General features: G+C 40.9%; 17 protein-coding genes. 13 read left to right on the plus strand and 4 right to left on the minus strand.

Annotation, left to right across the window (positions count from 1 at the left end):
- Positions 1–93: 93 nt before the first annotated feature.
- On the minus strand, positions 94–1134 hold the full coding sequence (locus DP116_RS00145) for an NADP(H)-dependent aldo-keto reductase (protein ID WP_169153233.1): 1041 nt from the start codon (positions 1132–1134) through the stop codon (positions 94–96).
- Between the two features lie 670 nt (positions 1135–1804).
- Between DP116_RS00145 and DP116_RS00150 the strand changes: the two genes are divergently transcribed.
- The 10 genes from DP116_RS00150 to fosX all read left to right on the plus strand — a co-directional run bounded on the left by DP116_RS00150 (position 1805) and on the right by fosX (position 12805).
- Entirely contained in the window at positions 1805–3766 is a 1962-nt protein-coding gene (locus DP116_RS00150) for an iron uptake porin (RefSeq protein WP_169153234.1), read from the plus strand.
- Between the two features lie 681 nt (positions 3767–4447).
- Positions 4448–4813: a hypothetical protein gene (locus DP116_RS00155; protein WP_169153235.1), complete on the plus strand. Its 366-nt coding sequence runs from the start codon at positions 4448–4450 to the stop codon at positions 4811–4813.
- 13 nt (positions 4814–4826) lie between these two features.
- Positions 4827–5123 carry a hypothetical protein gene (locus DP116_RS00160; protein ID WP_169153236.1) on the plus strand — a complete coding sequence of 99 codons (297 nt, stop codon included), beginning with the start codon at positions 4827–4829 and terminating at the stop codon, positions 5121–5123.
- Positions 5120–6181, plus strand: coding sequence for an AAA family ATPase (locus DP116_RS00165; protein WP_169153237.1), 1062 nt, complete (start codon positions 5120–5122; stop codon positions 6179–6181). The genes DP116_RS00160 and DP116_RS00165 overlap by 4 nt, the downstream gene beginning before the upstream one ends.
- Positions 6171–6929 (plus strand): nitroreductase family protein, encoded by a 759-nt coding sequence (locus DP116_RS00170; RefSeq protein WP_169153274.1) that lies wholly within the window; start codon positions 6171–6173, stop codon positions 6927–6929. The genes DP116_RS00165 and DP116_RS00170 overlap by 11 nt, the downstream gene beginning before the upstream one ends.
- A 477-nt stretch (positions 6930–7406) precedes the next feature.
- Positions 7407–8327 (plus strand): ATP-binding cassette domain-containing protein, encoded by a 921-nt coding sequence (locus tag DP116_RS00175; protein WP_169153238.1) that lies wholly within the window; start codon positions 7407–7409, stop codon positions 8325–8327.
- Between the two features lie 120 nt (positions 8328–8447).
- Positions 8448–9632 (plus strand): acyl-CoA dehydrogenase family protein, encoded by a 1185-nt coding sequence (locus tag DP116_RS00180; protein ID WP_169153239.1) that lies wholly within the window; start codon positions 8448–8450, stop codon positions 9630–9632.
- Between the two features lie 502 nt (positions 9633–10134).
- Positions 10135–11250: an aliphatic sulfonate ABC transporter substrate-binding protein gene (locus DP116_RS00185; protein WP_169153240.1), complete on the plus strand. Its 1116-nt coding sequence runs from the start codon at positions 10135–10137 to the stop codon at positions 11248–11250.
- Positions 11251–11569: 319 nt separating this feature from the next.
- On the plus strand, positions 11570–12370 hold the full coding sequence (gene ssuC, locus DP116_RS00190; protein WP_169153241.1) for an aliphatic sulfonate ABC transporter permease SsuC: 801 nt from the start codon (positions 11570–11572) through the stop codon (positions 12368–12370).
- 24 nt (positions 12371–12394) lie between these two features.
- The gene (fosX, locus tag DP116_RS00195; protein WP_169153242.1) at positions 12395–12805 is read left to right on the plus strand and encodes a FosX/FosE/FosI family fosfomycin resistance hydrolase; all 411 of its coding nucleotides are present in this window, start codon (positions 12395–12397) and stop codon (positions 12803–12805) included.
- A gap of 151 nt (positions 12806–12956) precedes the next feature.
- Here fosX and aroC read toward each other — a convergent pair whose 3' ends face one another.
- The gene (gene aroC / locus DP116_RS00200) at positions 12957–14045 is read right to left on the minus strand and encodes a chorismate synthase (RefSeq protein ID WP_169153243.1); all 1089 of its coding nucleotides are present in this window, start codon (positions 14043–14045) and stop codon (positions 12957–12959) included.
- A 251-nt stretch (positions 14046–14296) separates the two neighbouring features.
- Between aroC and cofG the strand changes: the two genes are divergently transcribed.
- The 3 genes from cofG to DP116_RS00215 are packed head-to-tail and all read left to right on the plus strand — an operon-like array spanning position 14297 to position 18594.
- On the plus strand, positions 14297–15277 hold the full coding sequence (gene cofG, locus DP116_RS00205) for a 7,8-didemethyl-8-hydroxy-5-deazariboflavin synthase subunit CofG (protein WP_169153244.1): 981 nt from the start codon (positions 14297–14299) through the stop codon (positions 15275–15277).
- 27 nt (positions 15278–15304) lie between these two features.
- Positions 15305–16630: a P-loop NTPase family protein gene (locus DP116_RS00210; protein ID WP_169153245.1), complete on the plus strand. Its 1326-nt coding sequence runs from the start codon at positions 15305–15307 to the stop codon at positions 16628–16630.
- Positions 16627–18594, plus strand: a complete 1968-nt coding sequence (locus DP116_RS00215) for a tetratricopeptide repeat protein (RefSeq protein ID WP_169153246.1) — start codon at positions 16627–16629, stop codon at positions 18592–18594. The genes DP116_RS00210 and DP116_RS00215 overlap by 4 nt, the downstream gene beginning before the upstream one ends.
- Positions 18595–18800: 206 nt before the next feature.
- Here DP116_RS00215 and DP116_RS00220 read toward each other — a convergent pair whose 3' ends face one another.
- Together DP116_RS00220 and DP116_RS00225 are read right to left on the minus strand one after the other, a co-directional pair.
- On the minus strand, positions 18801–19214 hold the full coding sequence (locus DP116_RS00220) for a PIN domain-containing protein (RefSeq protein WP_169153247.1): 414 nt from the start codon (positions 19212–19214) through the stop codon (positions 18801–18803).
- A complete protein-coding gene (locus tag DP116_RS00225; RefSeq protein ID WP_169153248.1) occupies positions 19204–19440 on the minus strand; it encodes a hypothetical protein in 237 nt (78 codons plus the stop codon). The genes DP116_RS00220 and DP116_RS00225 overlap by 11 nt, the downstream gene beginning before the upstream one ends.
- Positions 19441–19486: the final 46 nt, after the last annotated feature.

Here is a 19486-nt window from a genome sequence, read left to right on the forward strand (position 1 = left end):
GAATTTTGAGAGAAGTTTGAGCGGAGGTTTCCTCCGTTCGCGCAGCGTCTCCGAAGGAGATTCAAATCTTCGGTGATTTTGAATTTTGAATTGTTAAGGGGCTGGATTGGGATAGCGTGTATGAACTGCATCTAACTCTGCTAAAATCTCTTGGTTGAGAATGACATTCACGCTGTCAATATTTTCTTGTAGTTGTTCTAAGGATGTCGCACCAATAATTGTGCTACTCACAAACCACCGACTCCGGACGAAAGCCAAAGCTAATTGTGTAGGCTGCAAATTATATTTTCTGGCAATTGATACATAAGCTGCTACAGCCTCATTTACATTTGGTTTGAGATAGCGTTGTCCAAAACCTTGAAATAGAGACAATCGTGTATTTTCTGGTTTTTTCTCGTCTGTGTACTTCCCAGATAACAAACCAAATCCTAAAGGACTATAAGCTAATAACCCAACATTTGTATAACGAGAAACTTCTGCTAAAGCTGAATCAAATACACGATTCAGCAAGTTATAAGCGTTTTGAATCGAGATCACTTTGGGCAATTCTAGCTGTTTGGCAATATGAACAAACTCACTCACACCCCAAGGTGTCTCATTACTCAAGCCCAGATAGCGAATTTTACCTGCTTTGATGACATCTGCAAATGCTTGTAATTGTTCGGCAATACTCACAGTTTCACGTTCCAAATCAGGTTTGTACTCTGTCTGCCCAAAGGTGGGAACATAGCGTTCTGGCCAGTGAATTTGGTACAAATCTATATAATCTGTTTGTAATCGCTTCAGACTATCATCTACCGCTTGCTTAATGTTGTTGTGGTTAATTTGGAGATTTCCTCCCCGCAACCATTTAAAAGGACGACCGGGACCTGCAATTTTTGTGGCAATGATGAGTTGGTTCCGCTGCTGTTTTTTTAACCATTCGCCAATGTAAGCTTCGGTTTTTCCTTGAGTTTCTCCACGAGGCGGTACTGGATACATTTCCGCAGTATCAATAAAATTTATCCCTTGAGCAATAGCATAATCTAACTGTTGATGCGCTTCCTCAATTGTATTCTGCTGTCCATAAGTCATGGTTCCCAGACAAATTTCAGAAACCTTGAGGTCACTCTCGCCAAGTTGGTTGTACTTCATATTCTTGAATGAATTATCTTGATTACTTTTAGCAAAAAAAACGTAACAAAACGAAACTTTAACTTAAAATACAGTAAATATACCGTTTAACCGGAGTTAATATCTCAAAAATGGATATTACCAGATATTTATTTCGGAAACAAGCTTAGATGACTAATTTTCAATTATAGATCAAATGTAGCTAAAAATACTCACTATATACAGTTTTTCTCAAAGACTGCTATCTAGTAAGATAATCAACATTAATTCAACCAGGTAACCGTATTTTTTCAATAAGGTAATTTGGTTATTGCCATAGAGTTATTTTCTCTTACCTAGTTTTGTTACTAGGAGGGGAAAGTTTTGATGATTTTTTGAGGATTTTCCAGATACAAAGCTGGAGTCATTTTGTGGTGGGCTTACTTCAGGCATGCTACGCGAAGCCCGACAGGGCGCAGGCGGCTATGCCATCATTTTTTATGAGTAGCAAGCGTACAAGATAAATTCTGACTCCTAAATTTGCTTATTTAAGTGCTCATTGCTGGCTTTGTTCTTTTAAATTGATACCTCTCTAGCGAAGTTATTACTAAGCCCTTTTGACTATTTAGCAGAAGCATTGTATCAAGTGATTCTGCCAATTTTGTCTATGAATTTAGAGCAAATTCATTCACTTTTTAGGTTGAGGAGTGTCATGTCGAAATTTCGTTGGAATTCTAGATGGATACTATTTTTGGTTTCCCTGCTAGATATGCAGATCATCTTAGTTCTTAATCCTGCCAAAAGTTGGGCAGATACACCTGAATATTCTTCATCTACCGATTCATCAATTTCATCTGCCGTGAGGAGTACTGCGATTGTCCCAAGGGGATCCGCCCAAAGGGCGAACGCTCCTGAGCAATATAAAGCGTCTGTTCTCCAAAGCAGCAATTCCGTAATGGATCGCTTTACGCTGATCTCACAAGTACCCTCATCAGTGCCCTCACTGTCACCTATTTCTGTCCCTCTTCACCCTTCACCAGGCGATGCAGGGGTAACTCCAAAGACTTCTGTCTCTGAACTATCGGATGGGAAGCGATCGCCTACTCCTGTCCCTGCTAACCCTACACTCAAGAATGATTCGTCCAAGCTACCAAACCGCGATGCAACAATAGGGCAGGTTAATTCTGTCTCCCAGCTCTCCGATGTGAAACCCACCGACTGGGCATTTGCTGCATTGCAATCGTTAGTAGAACGGTATGGTGTGATTGCGGGTTATCCTGACCAGACTTTTCGGGGTAATCGGGCAATGAGCCGTTACGAGTTTGCCGCAGGGTTGAATGCAGCACTCAATCGAATTACTGAACTGCTTGCTGCAGGAACAAGCGATTTGGTCAGAAAAGAGGACTTAGTTACCCTGCAAACACTACAAAATCAATTTGGAGCAGAACTGGCACAACTACGCGGACGAGTAGATGCGCTAGAGGTACAGAATGCGAATCTTGAACAACGTCAGTTTTCTACTACAACCAAATTAGTCGGTGAAGTTGAGACTGTTATTGGGGGAGTTCTGACGGGCAATAACGTCGTTACCAAGAGACCTGCACCTCATGTCATCACATTTCAAGACCGGGTTCGCCTAATTTTAAACACCAGTTTTAGCGGCACCGATCAACTACGGATGACACTTCAAGCTGGAAATATTGCCTCTTTAGGAGGAACAAGAACTGGAATATTTGGAACCACTGACGGGAGAACTTCTGATAATGCCAGTCCTGTTTATCCAAACAATGACGTTTATATCTCTGGACTTCGTTATCAGTTTAAACCTTTTAAAAGTACTCAAGTCAACATTTTTTCCCAGTCCGATGGAGCTTTTGAAATCGGCTTGAGTGGTCCTATCAACCCATATTTTGAAGGGTCTGCGGCTAATGCGATCTCACGATTTGCACGGCGGAATATGGTCTATGATTATGGAGATACGGGTCCCGGAATTGCAATACTCCAGCAATTCGGTAAACAGTGGCAATTAGGGTTAGCGTACACCGCAATTAATGGTGACAATCCTACACCTAACAATGGCTTATTTTCAGGCAGGTATGTAGCTCTGGGACAGTTATCATACTCCACCCCCAGTCAAGATTTTCGGGTGGCTTTAACTTACGCCAATACCTACAGCCCACCGAACACCATAGGTCAAACTGGGACAAACTTCGGTCCAGTAATCGGGAGTAACCTGGCAAACAGTACCGTGGCTGGAAGGGGAACTGTAGGTAATCTTTACGGCATACAAGCTTTGTATAAAATTAGTCCCAAGTTTGCACTTAATGGGTGGGTAGGTTATTCAGCACACCGCTATCTGGGGGTCGGAGATGGTCAGGTCTGGGACTGGGCGGTAGGACTGGCATTCCCTGATCTTTTTCAAAAAGGTAGTTTAGGCGGTCTTTTCGTCGGTATGGAACCGAAACTGACTGCCTTGAGTAAGAATGTAGATTTGGGAGCAGGTCTTGGACAAGTGGACAAGGATACGTCCCTGCACGTTGAGGCATTTTACCAATATCAACTCAACGATTATATTGCGATTACGCCAGGTTTCATCTGGATCACCGCACCAAACTCTGATGCCGACAATCCTGGTAGTGTAGTTGGTTGGCTGCGTACCACATTCAAGTTTTAACCTGAAGAGCGGTTTTCATATGAATAGACCACAAATCTTAGGGTGGGCATTGCTCACTAATAGTTAGATTTTTGTGACCTTTGGGCTCGTTATTATTGAAAGTGATGCGAGCTACTTTTTAATCTACTTTAGAAGAGCTATTAATAGTTATCACTGGTTAATCTAAGTACTTTTTATTATTGAATATCTGATGAGTATTCCTAATTACAAGAAATTTGATAAGTCTAATGACTTATCATTTTTTTGATAACACATATGATTTTGTTTTGCTATTATTGAAATAGATGAGAGGATGTTTGAAAAGGGTCTGCTTGAGCCTTAAGTGAGACTCAGGGGCGTGATCGCAAATCCCAAAACCCAGATTCTCTCGTAGTCGTTTCTCGGTAGTTAGGGTAGTGAAACACACGGTTTTAGACTTTTCAAACATCCTCTTAGGTTGCGTCCTGTTTACCAAAAAGGTAGTCACTTGTGTTTTTTTTACCTGTTCAAGTAAGCTCGATGGCAAGACTTCTTTGAGGAGTGGAAACCAGTAGTTAAATGTGTCGTTTGCAGTAGACATCTCCGAAAACTAATTACAAGTACTTCAAAACTCTTTGTAAATGTACCCCGGTTGTTCGCCCTCACATCATTTCAGAAGATATCTATTGACGTTTTTTGTAAATATTAAGAAGACTTGTAACTATGACTCATAATAATCCCGAAGACCAAATGCAGTCAAATTTGTTAGCTTTCGCCAGCGCAGGAATTTCCGTGTTGTTCGAGGTAATCAAAGATCCCTTTGATGAAATCCGAGGGCATTTGACCGGATCAATTCTTCGTTCCTGGATAACTGAGAACCGGAAAACTTCTGAACAATCTAGTGGTTGTGTCGTCTCTTACTATCCTGCCGAACAGAAAGTGGAAGCCTTTATAGTTGATGAGAAAAATGAAAGTCTCTTCACCGATAAAGGTCGGAAAATTGCTGTAGTTTTCAAAGCTAAATCTCTTGATCTAGAGTTACAGCAGTTATTTGCAAATCAAAAAATAGTTTTAATTCCTTTTGATTAGAAGGAGAACAAAAATGTTTGATCCACTAACGATCTCTCTTGCAATTGCTGCGTTGGCAGTAGCTTCAGTTGTCACTTATCTAACTGTAACAGTTATTCGTAATTATCTTCGGGAGCGTCGAACAAACCAGAATGTAAATGCTAAACCTGCTTTGATGGTGGACAGATTGAACAACGGAGACTATTCTGTTGTGACTGGCTTTTTTGACGGCAATACAAAGGTCTTAGATAGTAAAGTTTGGAACGCACAGAAATTGGATGAAGATCTCCAGAAGTTTCCTATTAGTAAACCTGTAATCATAGAGTCATGAAAGTAATAATTGAAGGGGTCGAGAACTCCTCCCAGAAGGAAAAACTTCGCGAAAATGTAGCGAAGAGGATTGCTGAGGTGTGGAATGTGTGCAGAGAAAACTCCAAGATTCGCGAAATAATCATCAACTGTAATCCTGGCTCATCAAACGCAGAACATAACAATGGTCAAGAAAAGTTGGCAACATTCGATCACCTATTACGAATGCCTAATAACAATGCCTCGATTCTTGTACTGCCCTCCAAACAGCAAGAACTTATTAATAGCCAACTTAAGCGTTGGGATTTAATTCAATTAGTTCAGAAAAAATGGGGAGTTGATAAGATTGACCCATTTCCGCGAGTGTCGCTGAACTTCGTTGGACCACCAGGAACAGGTAAAACGTTGACAGCGCACAATTTTGCGTCTAGGCTGAACAAAAAAATCATTGAGGTTTCATATGCTGACATTGTAAGTAAGTATTTTGGAGAGGCTGCTAAGAATCTTTCCGCACTTTTTGAATTTGCTAAGGCTAACGACGCTGTATTGTTTATTGATGAAGCCGAAACATTGCTGTCAAAGCGCAATGCAGCGGCGAGTGAAGGGGCTGATCATGCGGTTAACTCCATGCGTAGCCAGTTGCTATTACTTATCCAAAATACACCAATCATCTGTATTTTTGCATCAAACCTTGTAGAAGGATATGATCCGGCTTTTCTCTCTAGATTAACTAGAATCGATTTTCCACTGCCAGATGAAAATTTAAGTGAACGTATTTGGGAAACTCATCTCATACAAGAGTTACCGCTCGACTCTAGCATTACAGCAAATTATCTCGCCACAAAATTCAAGGGTTTAACAGGTCGTCAGATACGTCAAATCGTTATTGAAGCAGCTTATCGGGCTGCTAGTCGCGAACATGCTGACCAAACTTTGTGTCCTGAGGATTTTTCCTGGGCTCATGATTTAGTTTGTAGCAACGAAACGGTAAGTTATTCTGTTGCAACGGGCTTTCTTGAGAACGATAAGAAAATCGTCAATAGTAAAGTTTCGGACGCTGAGAGATTAGATTGGGAATGACTGTATCAGTTCTCTTTTATCTCACCATTCGATTCGTGCTTACTTGCCTGACACTTTACCACCAGGAACTCTAGAAACGCTAGTCGCAGCGGCGCAGTCAGCGTCTACTTCCTCGAATCTCCAGACGTGGAGTGTAGTAGCGGTAGAAGATGCAAACCGCAAGCAAAAGCTATCACAATTAGCTAGTAATCAAGCGCATATTCGATCTTGTCCGCTATTTCTAGTGTGGTTGGCAGATTTAGCCAGACTCACCCACATCGCTGAAAGTCGCGGATTACCCCATGAGGGTTTAGATTATCTGGAAATGTTCCTGATGGCGGCGATTGATGCAGCGTTGGCGGCTCAAAATGCGGTGGTAGCGGCGGAGTCTCTTGGTTTGGGAACGGTGTATATTGGTGCGTTGCGTAACCATCCAGAAAGTGTTGCGGAGGTTTTGGACTTACCACCCCATGTGTTTGCAGTTTTTGGATTATGTGTCGGTTATGCTGACAGCACTGTAGAGACAGCGATTAAACCACGCTTACCTCAGCGGGCTGTTTTGCACAGAGAAACTTATAAATTAACAGAACAGGATGAGTCAATTACTTTTTATAACCAGGTGATGAAAGCCTTCTACAATTCCCAGCAAATGAATGTTCCTGGTGATTGGACAGAACATTCTGCCAAACGAGTGGCGTTTGCTGAGTCTTTATCAGGACGCGATCGCTTGCGGGAAGCTTTAAAAAACTTGGGGTTTGAATTGCGATAACAGCGTTTATCCAGACAAGCGCGAAATGCCAACATCAATCGTAGTTTGGCATTTTTTTATAAAAAGACACTTGCCTTTTTCGGCTGAGTGTGTGAGACTACTAGAAACAAAATACTGTTTGCTTACCTATTAACCGTACTTTAAAAGCAAACATCAATCAATAGACAATTACTGGGCAGGTATCCCATGTAAGTGTCTTCTGTGAAAGAGTTTTGAGATTATAGACACTTAATCAAAAAAGGAGCGAAAACAATGTCAATAAGAAAGTGTTGTTGTGACCTTGGCTGATGACATTCTTTTTCGGATGGTTCACTCAAGTAAGTAGTCTTGATGAACGCATGTAGCGGATCAAAGCCAGAATGACTGCATTGAACAGACCATATAAATGTATTTTAGCTGGTATTTCTTTTCTGATACGAGGTTTCTCTAGCCAATAGAGGCAGTTCTGATACAGGGTCAAAAAAGGGAGGTTTTGCGATGAAATCTGAAACACGTGGAATGCATTTAAAACTCGAAGGGCTACGAAAGTCCTTTGGGAAGAAAACAGTTTTGCAAGATATTGACTTAGATATTCAGCCAGGGGAATTTGTCGCCATTGTCGGTCGGAGTGGATGTGGTAAAAGTACAATGCTGCGTCTGGTTGCTGGACTAGATAGTCCGAGTGGAGGTAGCGTGTTGTTAGATGACAAATATTCACATCATCGCATTAACCCAAGTATCCGGATGATGTTCCAAGATGCGCGGTTACTACCTTGGGATCGGGTATTAGCAAATGTGGAGTTAGGCTTAGTAGGTTTGAACTCGAAAGTGTATGCACGGCAAACGGCTTTGCAAGTCTTGCGTGCTGTCGGGCTGGAAGACAGAGCGAATGAATGGCCCGCCGTCCTTTCTGGTGGACAACGCCAACGGGTGGCATTAGCAAGAGCGTTGGCAAGTCAACCTGCTTTGTTACTGCTTGATGAACCCCTGGGAGCGTTGGATGCACTAACGCGGATTGAAATGCAGCAGTTACTTGAGAACTTATGGCAAGAGCAAGGATTTACTGCATTGCTGATTACCCATGATGTGGAAGAAGCCGTTGTGCTAGCAGACCGAGTGATATTGATTGAAAACGGTCAGATTGGCTTAGATTTAGAGATTAATCTTCCACGTCCACGAGTTAGGGGAGATGCGGTACTTGCTCTGACAGTGGAGAAGATTTTACGGCGGGTGATGGGTAAGCAAGAGCAGGAGGTTGCAGCAGGGAGATTCACTCAGGGCGATGCGGAAGCCGTCGCCAATGGCGTTAAGCATAGCTCTGCCGTAGGCAATCGCCTCCATGAGTTGGAACCACAACATTCATCTTTCTTGAATTCACCTACTACAGAAATTCCAAAACATTTGGAGAAAGTTTCGTAACTATCTCGCTTAGAACTTGCAGTTATACGCGAGATAGAAAGCTAATGCAAAATGTGGCTCAAGAAATATTAATTGACAACTACCAACTCATCAAAAATCAAAAAAGGGGAAAATCTACCAATGGTGCAACTATTAGTTAAAGAATCAAAAGATTGGATAGGAATTGCATCCTCTCTTTTACAAGAACTCTCCAGCACCGCAGTCGAACGTGATCTCAAAGCAGGAATTCCAGATTTAGAAATACAAAGACTTCGTGAAAGTGGTTTACTTCCCCTAGTCGTACCAAAAGCCTATGGTGGTGCTGACGGAACTTGGATAGAAGCTTTAAAAGTTGTCCAAGAACTATCTCAAGCTGATGGTTCCATTGGGCAATTGTACGGCAATCATCTCAATTTAACTGCTTTGGGTCATGTTTCTGGAACCCCAGAACAAAAAGAGAGATATTATCGAGAAACTGCCCAGAATAACTTGTTTTGGGCAAACGCTATCAACACGCGAGATACAAGATTGAAAATTAGCCCAGAAGGTGAAGATTTCCGCGTTAATGGCGTTAAAAGCTTTGGTACTGGTATTGCTTCCGCCGATTTACGGGTATTCTCTGCCGTGCAAGATGGTGTAGAATTTCCTTTATTATTTGTCATTCCCAAAGACCGATCTGGTGTAGTTTCTAATCAGGATTGGGATAATATTGGGCAACGACGAACCGACAGCAACACGTTTACATTTCACAATGTTTTAGTGAAAAAAGATGAAATTTTGGGATATCCTCATCCTCCTGATAGTGCTTTTAGTACATTTCTGGGAATTATCGCTCAACTGACTAAAACTTATGTGTATTTAGGAATTGCCCAAGGAGCATTTACAGCCGCCAAACAATACACTACAACTATTACTAAACCTTGGATTACATCAGGGGTAGACAGTGCAACAAAAGACCCCTACATTCAGCATCACTATGGTGAATTGTGGACAGAACTGCAAGCTGCTATACTGTTAGCTGACCAAACCGCTGTGAAAGTACAACAAGCTTGGGAAAAGGATGTTAAGCTGACTACTGAAGAAAGAGGAGAAGTGGCGATCGCTGTTTTCTCTGCCAAAGCTTTTGCCACCAAAGCCGGATTAAATATCACGAACCGCATTTTTGAAGTCATGGGTACTCGGTCAACTGGTACCAAATATGGCTTTGACCGTTATTGGCGAGATTTACGTACCTTCACACTTCACGACCCCATAGACTATAAATTCAAAGATATCGGAAATTGGGTACTTAACCAAGAATTCCCTCTTATAACCCAATACTCCTAATACTATTTTTGAACCAGAGATTTTGGATTTTGGATGTTGAAAGTAGTATCAACATAAGATTTTAAAAGTTTAGTTTTTTTCCTGAGAAATTTTCATGATAAAATCAAAATGATATAAATCAATACGATTCAGTTAAGACAATCGAATTTAGCGTTAACTTCTGTAGAGACGCACTCATATAAAAGTCTTTACACGCCTAAAATTTTCACGCCCCAATCCTTAACTGAATTGTATTATGATACAAATCATAAGTGTTGCCTTGGTTCTCCTCTGAATCTGAGATGGCAAATTCCTAAGGTGGGTATTACCCACCTTATTACCTCAATAATTAAGAAGATTAATACATTAATACTTGCCATTCAGGCGATGGCGATCGCCAGTCAAAGACTTAGTAATTGTTTTTGAATATATTTGCTACACACCTCTGAATTATCAACAATCAGATACAAACAAGTAAGTTTCTAAACATCCAGTTATTTGTCATTTTTGTAATCATCTACTAATGCAAGCCTTAAAAGATAAGTTTGAATCATGGAAACGCGGACGAATCACTCGTCGTACCGCATTATTTGCCCTTGGCTACAGCTTAGTATTATCTAGTACACTTTTTAGTTGGGGCACGCCACAGAATAATACTCAACAACAGGCAACTTCATCTACACCTGATGCAGCTAACGCAGCTACTAAACTTATATCTACTAGTGCTAATAAAGTAGTAAGAATTGTTCGTTCTAAACAACTTACTGCACTGGCAGTTTTAGAAAAGCAAGGCAATCTCGAAAAAAGATTACAATCTCTGGGATATAAAGTAGAATGGCCTGAATTCGCTGCTGGACCACAACAATTAGAAGCCCTAAATGCAAACGGGCTTGACATTGCCTTAACCGCTGAATCACCGCCTGTATTTGCCCAAGCAGCCGGAACTCCTCTTGTTTACTTGGCTGCTAATTCCGCTGATGGTAAATCAATTTCGCTTTTAGTTCCTACCAACTCTAAAGTCAAAAGTGTCAAGGATTTGAAAGGTAAAAAAGTTGCTTTTCAAAAAGCATCTATCGGTCATTACCTTCTACTCAGGGCGTTAGAAAAAGAAGGATTAAAACTCACTGATGTACAATCAGTTTATCTACCACCAGCTGATGCGAGTGCAGCATTCAGTCAAGGTAAAGTGGATGCTTGGTTTATCTGGGAACCATTTGTTACTAGAAATGAGCAAAATAAAATCGGTCGTGTTTTGATAGATGGTAGTAATGGTTTACGGGATACGAATAATTTTTTCTCAACAACACGCAAATTTTATCAAGAAAATCCCGAAGTCATTAAAGTGTTTTTAGACGAACTACAAAAAGCACAAGTTTGGTCAAAAGAACACCCGAAAGAAATAGCCCAACTACTTGCACCTGTGACACAACTTGATGTACCAACTCTGGAGAAAATGCACAAAAAGTATGATTTTTCATTGGTACCAATTACCAATAAAATTATTACAAAACAACAGGAAGTAGCAGATAAATGGTATAGTTTAAAACTCATACCCAAAAAGGTGAATGTCAGAGACGGGTTTTTATCACCTGAAGAATATGCCAAAATCACACCTAAAGAAGTCCTAGCTAAACAGTAGCTATCTCTAGGAAGTCAAATATAAAAAATATTGGACAATTGATACCTACATTGGCTATCTCTATTCTACAGCTTTCTGTCTCCCTTCTTTTGTTGGAGAAAACCGCCATAAATTTGAGGCTGATTTAAAAGAATCCCTTCTACAGGTAGAGCCTTCAGGAACATTTACAGAAGAGTTACCCATTACTGTCATTGCAACTTGGAAAAGTTAGTTTATCAAAAAACATTCTACTAGCTTAGTCAAACTTTATTAACAAAGACAACATTATCCTATGAAAATTATCTCTTCCACTCATAATAATTTTCCATCAAGGCAGACAATGAAAAAATATAAATTCAAATCACACTTTTTAAAAAATCGCAAAATTCAGTCTTTGATTCCTTGGTTAGTACCTCTGTCGATAATTATTTTGTGGCAGTTCTTCTCTTCTATAGGCTTAATTCCAATCCGGATTTTACCTTCGCCTTTAAGTGTTGTCGGTGCTGCTATTAATTTAGCAAAGACAGGCGAACTATTTAGAAATATCGGCATTAGTGCCACAAGGGCAATTTCCGGATTTCTACTTGGTGGAAGTATTGGGTTTCTCTTGGGTTTACTCAATGGAATCTCTCCCACTGCGGAAAAGTTATTAGATACTTCTATTCAAATGCTACGTAATATTCCTAATTTAGCATTAATACCTTTGGTGATTTTGTGGTTTGGCATTGGCGATGAAGCCAGATTATTTCTTGTCTCTTTGGGTGTCATGTTTCCCATTTATTTAAATACTTTTCATGGAATTCGTAGTGTTGATCCAGGATTAATTGAGATGGGAAAAGTTTATGGTTTAAGTACCTGGGGTTTATTCTGGCGAATTATTCTTCCTGGGGCATTGTCCTCTATTTTGGTGGGTGTCCGTTTTTCTTTGGGTATCATGTGGTTGACACTGATTGTTGCTGAGACAATAGCCGCTGATTCTGGTATTGGTTACATGGCAATGAACGCCAGAGAATTTATGCAAACAGATGTTGTTGTATTGAGCATTTTGCTATACGCCTTGTTCGGTAAATTAGCAGATGTTATCGCCAGAGCCTTGGAAAATTACTGGTTGCAATGGAATCCCAATTATTCTAGATCTTAGATATATCGATTTACAGTAATTTAAATGATTCAAGGAATTAGTCATATTACATTCATCGTCAGGGACTTGGAGAAGATGACGAAATTCCTTGTATCTATATTTCATGCCAAGGAGATTTATTCTAGCGGTGAGCAAACTTTCTCCATCTCCAAGGAAAAATTCTTCCTTATAAACGGCTTATGGATTGCCATCATGGAAGGAGAGTCAATGCCCGAGAAAACTTATAACCATGTGGCTTTTAAAATAACCGAAGAGGACTACGAATTCTATGCTGCTAGAGTTAGGAGTCTTGGGGTAGATGTTAAGGAAGGTCGAACTCGTGTAGAAGGAGAAGGACGTTCCTTATATTTTTACGACTACGACAATCATTTGTTTGAGTTACATACAGGAACTTTGAATCAACGATTGCAAACGTATCAAGACCTGAGTATATAGCAATCCTATATGAGTTGTGTTGGCATAGCCTGCGCGTAGCGCATAAATTGCTGGAGTCCAGAAACCCGGTTTCTGGCAGAAACCGGGTTTCTAATTTTTCACAAATGATTTATGACTCACCCTACAGTCTACTTTTGATAAATCAATCATCCTACAACACTTTACACTGACCATGATGCCGCAACAGATGGTCACAGAGCACCAACGCTACCATCGCCTCAACCATTGGCACTGCACGCGGTAACACACAAGGATCATGGCGTCCTTTTCCTGCTAGAGTTGTTTCTTCACCCTCATTGGTAACTGTCTTCTGTTCTTTTCTAATCGTTGCCGTTGGCTTAAATGCAACACGCAAGATGATATTTTCACCGTTGGAAATACCGCCTTGAATTCCACCAGAACGGTTGGTTACAGTGCGAGTTTCTCCATTTTCATCTACATAAAACTCGTCGTTATGCTCAATACCAGTGAGTAGTGTCCCCGCAAAACCGGAACCAATTTCAAAGCCTTTACTAGCTGGGAGAGACATCACACCTTTAGCTATATCCGCTTCCAACTTATCAAAAACTGGCTCACCCAAACCTTTCGGCACGTTTCGCGCTACGCATTCCACCACGCCACCAATAGAATTACCTTGTCTGCCAGTTTGTTCAATCAATTCAATCATCCGTTCTGCACATTCCGCATCGGGACAGCGGACGATGTTGCTTTCAACTTGTTCTAAAGTAACAGTGTTGGGATCAACACCGCCTTCTAAATCTTTGATACGTTTGACGTAACCAATAACTTCGACATTGGCGACTTGACGGAGGATTTTTTTGGCGATCGCCCCCGCCGCAACTCGTCCTATAGTCTCCCGCGCCGATGATCTCCCGCCACCCTGCCAGTTACGAATACCATATTTCGCGTCATATGTCGCATCCGCATGAGAGGGGCGATATTTAACCGCCATCTCATCATAATCCTGAGAGCGGGTGTCTTTATTCCGTACCAGAATAGAAATTGGCGTTCCCAGGGTTTTCCCTTCAAAAACCCCAGAGAGAATTTCGCAAGTGTCCGTTTCCTTGCGAGGCGTCGTAATCTTACTTTGTCCGGGACGCCTTCTATCTAGTTCTACTTGAATTTCCTCAGCAGAAATTTCTAATTGCGGAGGACAACCATCAATGACAACCCCCACACCGCCGCCGTGGGATTCGCCGAAAGTGGTGATGCGAAACAGATGCCCAAAAGTGTTGCCCATAATATTGAGGAAGTATCGTCAAGCGCCGTATTCTACCTATAGCATTTTCTCATCACAAAGCGAAAAACCAGATGACTGTGATTTACCTATTTCTTTGACTTTTTTTTGCTTACTTAGCTCCCGTTTTTAGGCTACGGTGTACACAAGTCCTTAAATTACTAACTCATTCCTGTAAAACCTCACCCTGCCCTGTCGGGCATCCCTCTCCTTATTAAGGAGAGGGAAAGGTTTTTACGCCAGTCAGCCCCCATATGCCAAATTCTCATTCCCAAAAAATTACCTACAGCCCTGCTTACACAGTCGTTCCGACTTACGAGTGCTTCAATCGCTGTGCTTATTGTAACTTTCGCACAGAACCGGGTAAGAGCGAATGGCTAACAATTTCACAAGCTGAAAAACTTTTCAAACAACTTCACAACCAAGATGTTTGTGAAATCTTGATACTGAGTGGCGAGGTGCATCCTCTTTCCCCACGGCGTCAGGCGTGGTTTCAGCGGATTTATGATTTGTGTGAATTAGCTTTGGCTATGGGATTTTTACCACACACGAATGCTGGACCATTGAGTTTTGAGGAAATGCAACAATTAAAGAAAGTTAATGTTTCAATGGGGTTAATGTTGGAACAGTTAACGCCAGAGTTGTTGAATACAGTGCATAAACATGCGCCGAGTAAGACACCAGAAGTGCGTTTACAACAATTACAGTGGGCGGGAGAATTAAAAATAGCTTTTACCACTGGCTTACTGTTAGGAATTGGGGAAACAGAACAAGATTGGTGGAAAACATTAGAAGCTATAGCTGAAATTCATCAACGTTACCATCATATTCAAGAAGTTATTCTGCAACCCCACAGTCCAGGACATCAGCAAACTTTTGATGCACCACCTTTTAACCCTCATCAATTGCCAAAAGTTATTTCTCAGGCACGTCAAATATTACCACCAGATATTAGCATCCAAATTCCGCCGAATTTAATCAAAGATGACGAATGGTTACTCGCTTGTTTAGAAGCAGGTGCGAGAGATTTAGGGGGAATTGGACCAAAAGATGAAGTGAATCCTGATTATCCGCATCTTCCGGAGCAGGAATTGAGAGAAATATTACACCCTGCTGGCTGGGAGTTAGTACCAAGATTGCCCGTTTATCCACAGTATGATCATTGGTTGTCAGTCCAATTGCAGACTAATATTAAGCGATGGCGAACCTTTTTTCGACAATTGACCGTCCTCTGATAAAAATTGCAATATTTTTTACCACTTATGCTTGACACTCAAGAATTACTCACTAACCTCTACAACGCCTTTAACCCATTTGAACCCTTACCCGCAGGTGATCCAAAGTACGTTGATTGTCAGGATGTACGCGGTGATGTGGATATTTTACAAGAGTTCGGAAATCGCATACAACGAGCAGATAGAAAGACTTGCCAATTGTACTCTGGACATCGGGGGGCGGGGAAGTCTACAGAACTACTGAGATTAAAGCAATATCTGGAAAATCGCAAATTCTATGTTGTTTATTTTGCGGCTGATGAAGAAGATATCGACTCAGAAGATGCTCAATATACAGATATTCTCCTCGCTTGTACCCGCCGATTGCTCAAAGATTTACAGCAATTTGGTGATGCTAGTCCGGTGCTAAACTGGCTCAAAGAACGCTGGCAAGAATTGAAAGATTTGGCGCAGACTCCGATAGAGTTTGAGAACTTGAAATTAGAAGCACAAATCGCTCAATTTGCCAAGCTAACAGCAAATTTAAGAGCCGTTCCCGAATTACGCCAGCAGATTCGCCGAAAAATCGATCCCCACACTGTCACCTTAATTAAGGTGTTGAATGAATTCCTGGCAGATGCAAAAAGCAAGCTACCAAACGGCTATACTCAACTGGCGGTGATTGTCGATAACTTAGACCGGATGGTATTAGTTAAAGATGGGGAAAATACGAACCATGAAGAAATTTTTTTAGACCGCAGTGAACAACTCAAAGCTTTGGATTGCCATTTGATTTATACTGCCCCTATTTCCATGCTGTATTCTAAACGGGCAACAGACATCAGAGATATCTATGGTGAATGCTTAATTTTGCCGATGATTATGGTCAAAACTCACAAAGGAGAAGTTTATGAACCAGGACTCAAGAAAGTAAAAGAAGTGATTCGTAAGCGAGTCCGGCAAATTGAACAAGAACTCCCGTTGGAAAACGGAATTTTTGATAGTCAGCAAACTTTAGAAAGATTGTGTTTGATGAGTGGAGGTCATGTCAGAAATTTGCTATTGTTAACTCAAAACGCTATTGGACGGACTGAAGAGTTACCAATTTCTGAAAAAGCAGTGCGACGAGCAATCACTCAAGCCAGAGATGACTATCATCGGGCTGTGGAAAATCATCAATGGTGTCTGCTAGCGGAAGTCTCCCGTTCTAAACGCATCGTTAATGATGACCAGTATCGCAGTTTGATGTATAACCGCTGTCTTTTAGAATATCGCTACTTGGATGATGATGGAGAAATGCAGCGTTGGTATGATATTCACCCATTGATTCAAGGAATCTCAGAATTTAAAGAAGCTGTGGCGAAACTTCCATGAACCCAAATTTAAGTGATTGGGAAAGTGATTGGGATGATGATTTACCCCCCGAACCAGAAGAAGCTTATCAAGACTTAGTTCGCGCACTGAAGCGGAAATCAGGATTTGGCTTGTTTTTTGTGCAATGTACACCTGCCCAATCAGACCGTTTCATTGCCAAACTTCCGCAGGATATTCCCCAGAAAAAAATTGCAGCGTTGCGCTTAGTTGAACCGATTGATAACTTGTATCAGCCGGTAGCTGAGTTTGTTAAAAACAAGCAAGTTGATATTTTATTGATTAAAGGGTTGGAATATTCTTTATATAAGTATGAGCAAAGAACTTTTGGCGAAATTACAGAGGGGCAATTTAGTAATTTAACTCGTGTTCCTCCAATTTTAAATCATTTAAACCAGCAGCGAGAAAGGTTTAGAGATGATTTTCCATTTTGCTTTGTTTTTCTATTGCGGTCATTTTCGATTAACTATTTGATTCACCGCGCCCCAGATTTTTTTGATTGGCGTTCAGGGGTATTTGAATTACCAACAACACCAGAAGTGGTAGAACAAGAAACATCTCGTTTGCTGCTGGAAGGGGATTCTGAAAAATATTTTAAACTCAGCCTTGAAAAAAAGATAGAGAAAGTCCTTGAAATTCAAGACCTTCTAGCAGCAAAACATCAAACAGAGAATAGTCAGGTAATTTTACTACTTGAACTTGGAAATTTATTAGTCGCTGCTAAGGAATATGAAGCAGCCATCACATCTTACAACCAAGCTGTGAAATGTCAACTAGACTTACATGAGGCTTGGTACAACCGGGGGATTGCGCTGGATAATTTAGAACGATACGAAGAAGCAATAGCATCCTATGACCAAGCTGTGAAATTTCAACCAGACGACCACGAAGCTTGGAACAGCCGGGGCTATGCGCTGCGGAATTTAGAACAATACGAAGAAGCAATAGCATCTTACGACCAAGCACTGAAAATTAAATCAGACTACCACGAAGCTTGGTACAATCGGGGCTATGCGCAAGGGAATTTAGAACGATACGAAGAAGCAATAGCATCTTACAAGCAAGCTGTGAAATTTCAACCAGACTATCACGAAGCTTGGTACAGTCTTGCTACTGCGCTGGATGATTTAGGACGATACGAAGAAGCAATAGCATCTTACGATCAAGCACTGAAAATTAAACCAGACTACCATCAGGCTTGGTACAACCTTGTGACTGCGCTGTATGATTTAGGAAGATACGAAGAAGCGATGGCTGTTGACCGTCAAGTTTGGAACAACTGGGGTATTGCGCTGCGGGATATAGAATCCCACCAAGCAGCAATAGCATCTTATCAAGCTGTGAAAATTAAACCAGACTTACATGAGGCTTGGAACAATCGGGGTGTTGTGCTGGGGAATTTAGGACGCCACCAGGAAGCAATAGTATTCTACGACCAAGCTGTGAAAAGTAAACCAGATGATCACGAAGCTTGGAACAACCGGGGTTATGCGCTGCGGAATTTAGGACGGTACGCAGAAGCAATAGCATCTTATGACCAAGCACTGAAATTTAAACCAGATAAACATGAGGCTTGGAACAACCGAGGCATTGCCCTGCTGTCTTTGGGACGCAACGAAGAAGCAATAGCATCTTACGACCAAGCACTGAAATTTAAACCAGATAAACATGAAGCTTGGTACAACCGGGGGATTGCCCTGCGGCATTTAGGACGATACACCGAAGCGATCGCATCTTACGACCAAGCACTCAAAATTAAACCTGACAAACATGAGGCTTGGTACAACAAAGCTCGTTGTTATATCCTTCAAAGTAACATTGAACAAGCAATTGAAAACCTCGAAAAAGCAATTCATCTTAATCCTGATAAATGCCAGGATTGGGCAAAGAATGATTCCGATTTTGATAGTATTCGTGAAGATGAGCGCTTTTTGGTGTTGATTCAAGGACAGCAAACAGGCGATTAGTTAAACTCAGATTTTGCACTTCACCGGTGAGTACGCCTTGAACTCAAGTTGAGGGCTGCATAGTCAAAGTCCGTTAAAACAGACTGAAATATTATGTCTCCAGTGAGCTTTAGCTTACTTGATCTTTGAGCCAAGAAATTTATTTCTTGGTGGACGAAAACGCAGACGCAAGATTTGAGAAAAGTTATTTTAGACGTGCGATTGCGTTACAAAAATGGATTGATAATTCTTACCTTGTTTTCTACTAACTGATTGTGCTGCATATCTTCTGAGTAAATCATGGAACAGTCACTTAGTAAAGCTGTAGCTATGATAAGGCTATCCCAATAAGAGTAGTTATATTTTCCATTTATTTCCAAAGCTTTTAAAACTTGTGGTGTATCAATTGCCTGAACAGGAAAAGTGCTGATGAGATTTGAAATAATATTTATCGCGTCTATTTTGGAAGTAAAGTTTTTTCTGGTTAAAACATGGAAGAATTCACCTAAAACTTGAGTGCTCACTTGGATTAATGGCAAATCCTCCTTGATAATTCGCTCAATTTTCTGATATTTTTCTGGTGGATTTTTGGCATAAAGATAAATCCAGAGATTAGTATCCAGAAAAATTTTATCTATCATAGATTTCTTCTCGATTGAATTTATAATCGGAAGGGATTTCAAAAGAATACTTATTAACTCGTGCTAAAAATTCCTGAATTTTGGTTTCCCTAGAATCTATTGTCTCACGAGACTCGCTTTGCTCAAAAATCATAATCTGTACGGTTTTACCTTCCAGTTCAGGATTTAGCTTTTCGCTAAGAACTAATTCACCATTGGTGCAGGTTGCTTGCACAATTTTGACCATAGGACTTGCTTGGTGATTATGATTGCTTTCTTTAGTTTAACCCGAA

The organism is Brasilonema bromeliae SPC951 (genome assembly GCF_012912135.1).
Lineage (GTDB): Bacteria > Cyanobacteriota > Cyanobacteriia > Cyanobacteriales > Nostocaceae > Brasilonema > Brasilonema bromeliae.

Bases quoted from the DNA above. Each gene is read 5' to 3' on its own strand.
- DP116_RS00145 (WP_169153233.1), bottom strand. From the start codon at position 1,134: ATGAAGTACAACCAACTTGGCGAGAGTGACCTCAAGGTTTCTGAAATT.
- DP116_RS00150 (WP_169153234.1), top strand. From the start codon at position 1,805: ATGTCGAAATTTCGTTGGAATTCTAGATGGATACTATTTTTGGTTTCC.
- DP116_RS00155 (WP_169153235.1), top strand. From the start codon at position 4,448: ATGACTCATAATAATCCCGAAGACCAAATGCAGTCAAATTTGTTAGCT.
- DP116_RS00160 (WP_169153236.1), top strand. From the start codon at position 4,827: ATGTTTGATCCACTAACGATCTCTCTTGCAATTGCTGCGTTGGCAGTA.
- DP116_RS00165 (WP_169153237.1), top strand. From the start codon at position 5,120: ATGAAAGTAATAATTGAAGGGGTCGAGAACTCCTCCCAGAAGGAAAAA.
- DP116_RS00175 (WP_169153238.1), top strand. From the start codon at position 7,407: ATGAAATCTGAAACACGTGGAATGCATTTAAAACTCGAAGGGCTACGA.
- DP116_RS00180 (WP_169153239.1), top strand. From the start codon at position 8,448: ATGGTGCAACTATTAGTTAAAGAATCAAAAGATTGGATAGGAATTGCA.
- DP116_RS00185 (WP_169153240.1), top strand. From the start codon at position 10,135: ATGCAAGCCTTAAAAGATAAGTTTGAATCATGGAAACGCGGACGAATC.
- ssuC (WP_169153241.1), top strand. From the start codon at position 11,570: ATGAAAAAATATAAATTCAAATCACACTTTTTAAAAAATCGCAAAATT.
- fosX (WP_169153242.1), top strand. From the start codon at position 12,395: ATGATTCAAGGAATTAGTCATATTACATTCATCGTCAGGGACTTGGAG.
- aroC (WP_169153243.1), bottom strand. From the start codon at position 14,045: ATGGGCAACACTTTTGGGCATCTGTTTCGCATCACCACTTTCGGCGAA.
- cofG (WP_169153244.1), top strand. From the start codon at position 14,297: ATGCCAAATTCTCATTCCCAAAAAATTACCTACAGCCCTGCTTACACA.
- DP116_RS00210 (WP_169153245.1), top strand. From the start codon at position 15,305: ATGCTTGACACTCAAGAATTACTCACTAACCTCTACAACGCCTTTAAC.
- DP116_RS00215 (WP_169153246.1), top strand. From the start codon at position 16,627: ATGAACCCAAATTTAAGTGATTGGGAAAGTGATTGGGATGATGATTTA.
- DP116_RS00220 (WP_169153247.1), bottom strand. From the start codon at position 19,214: ATGATAGATAAAATTTTTCTGGATACTAATCTCTGGATTTATCTTTAT.
- DP116_RS00225 (WP_169153248.1), bottom strand. From the start codon at position 19,440: ATGGTCAAAATTGTGCAAGCAACCTGCACCAATGGTGAATTAGTTCTT.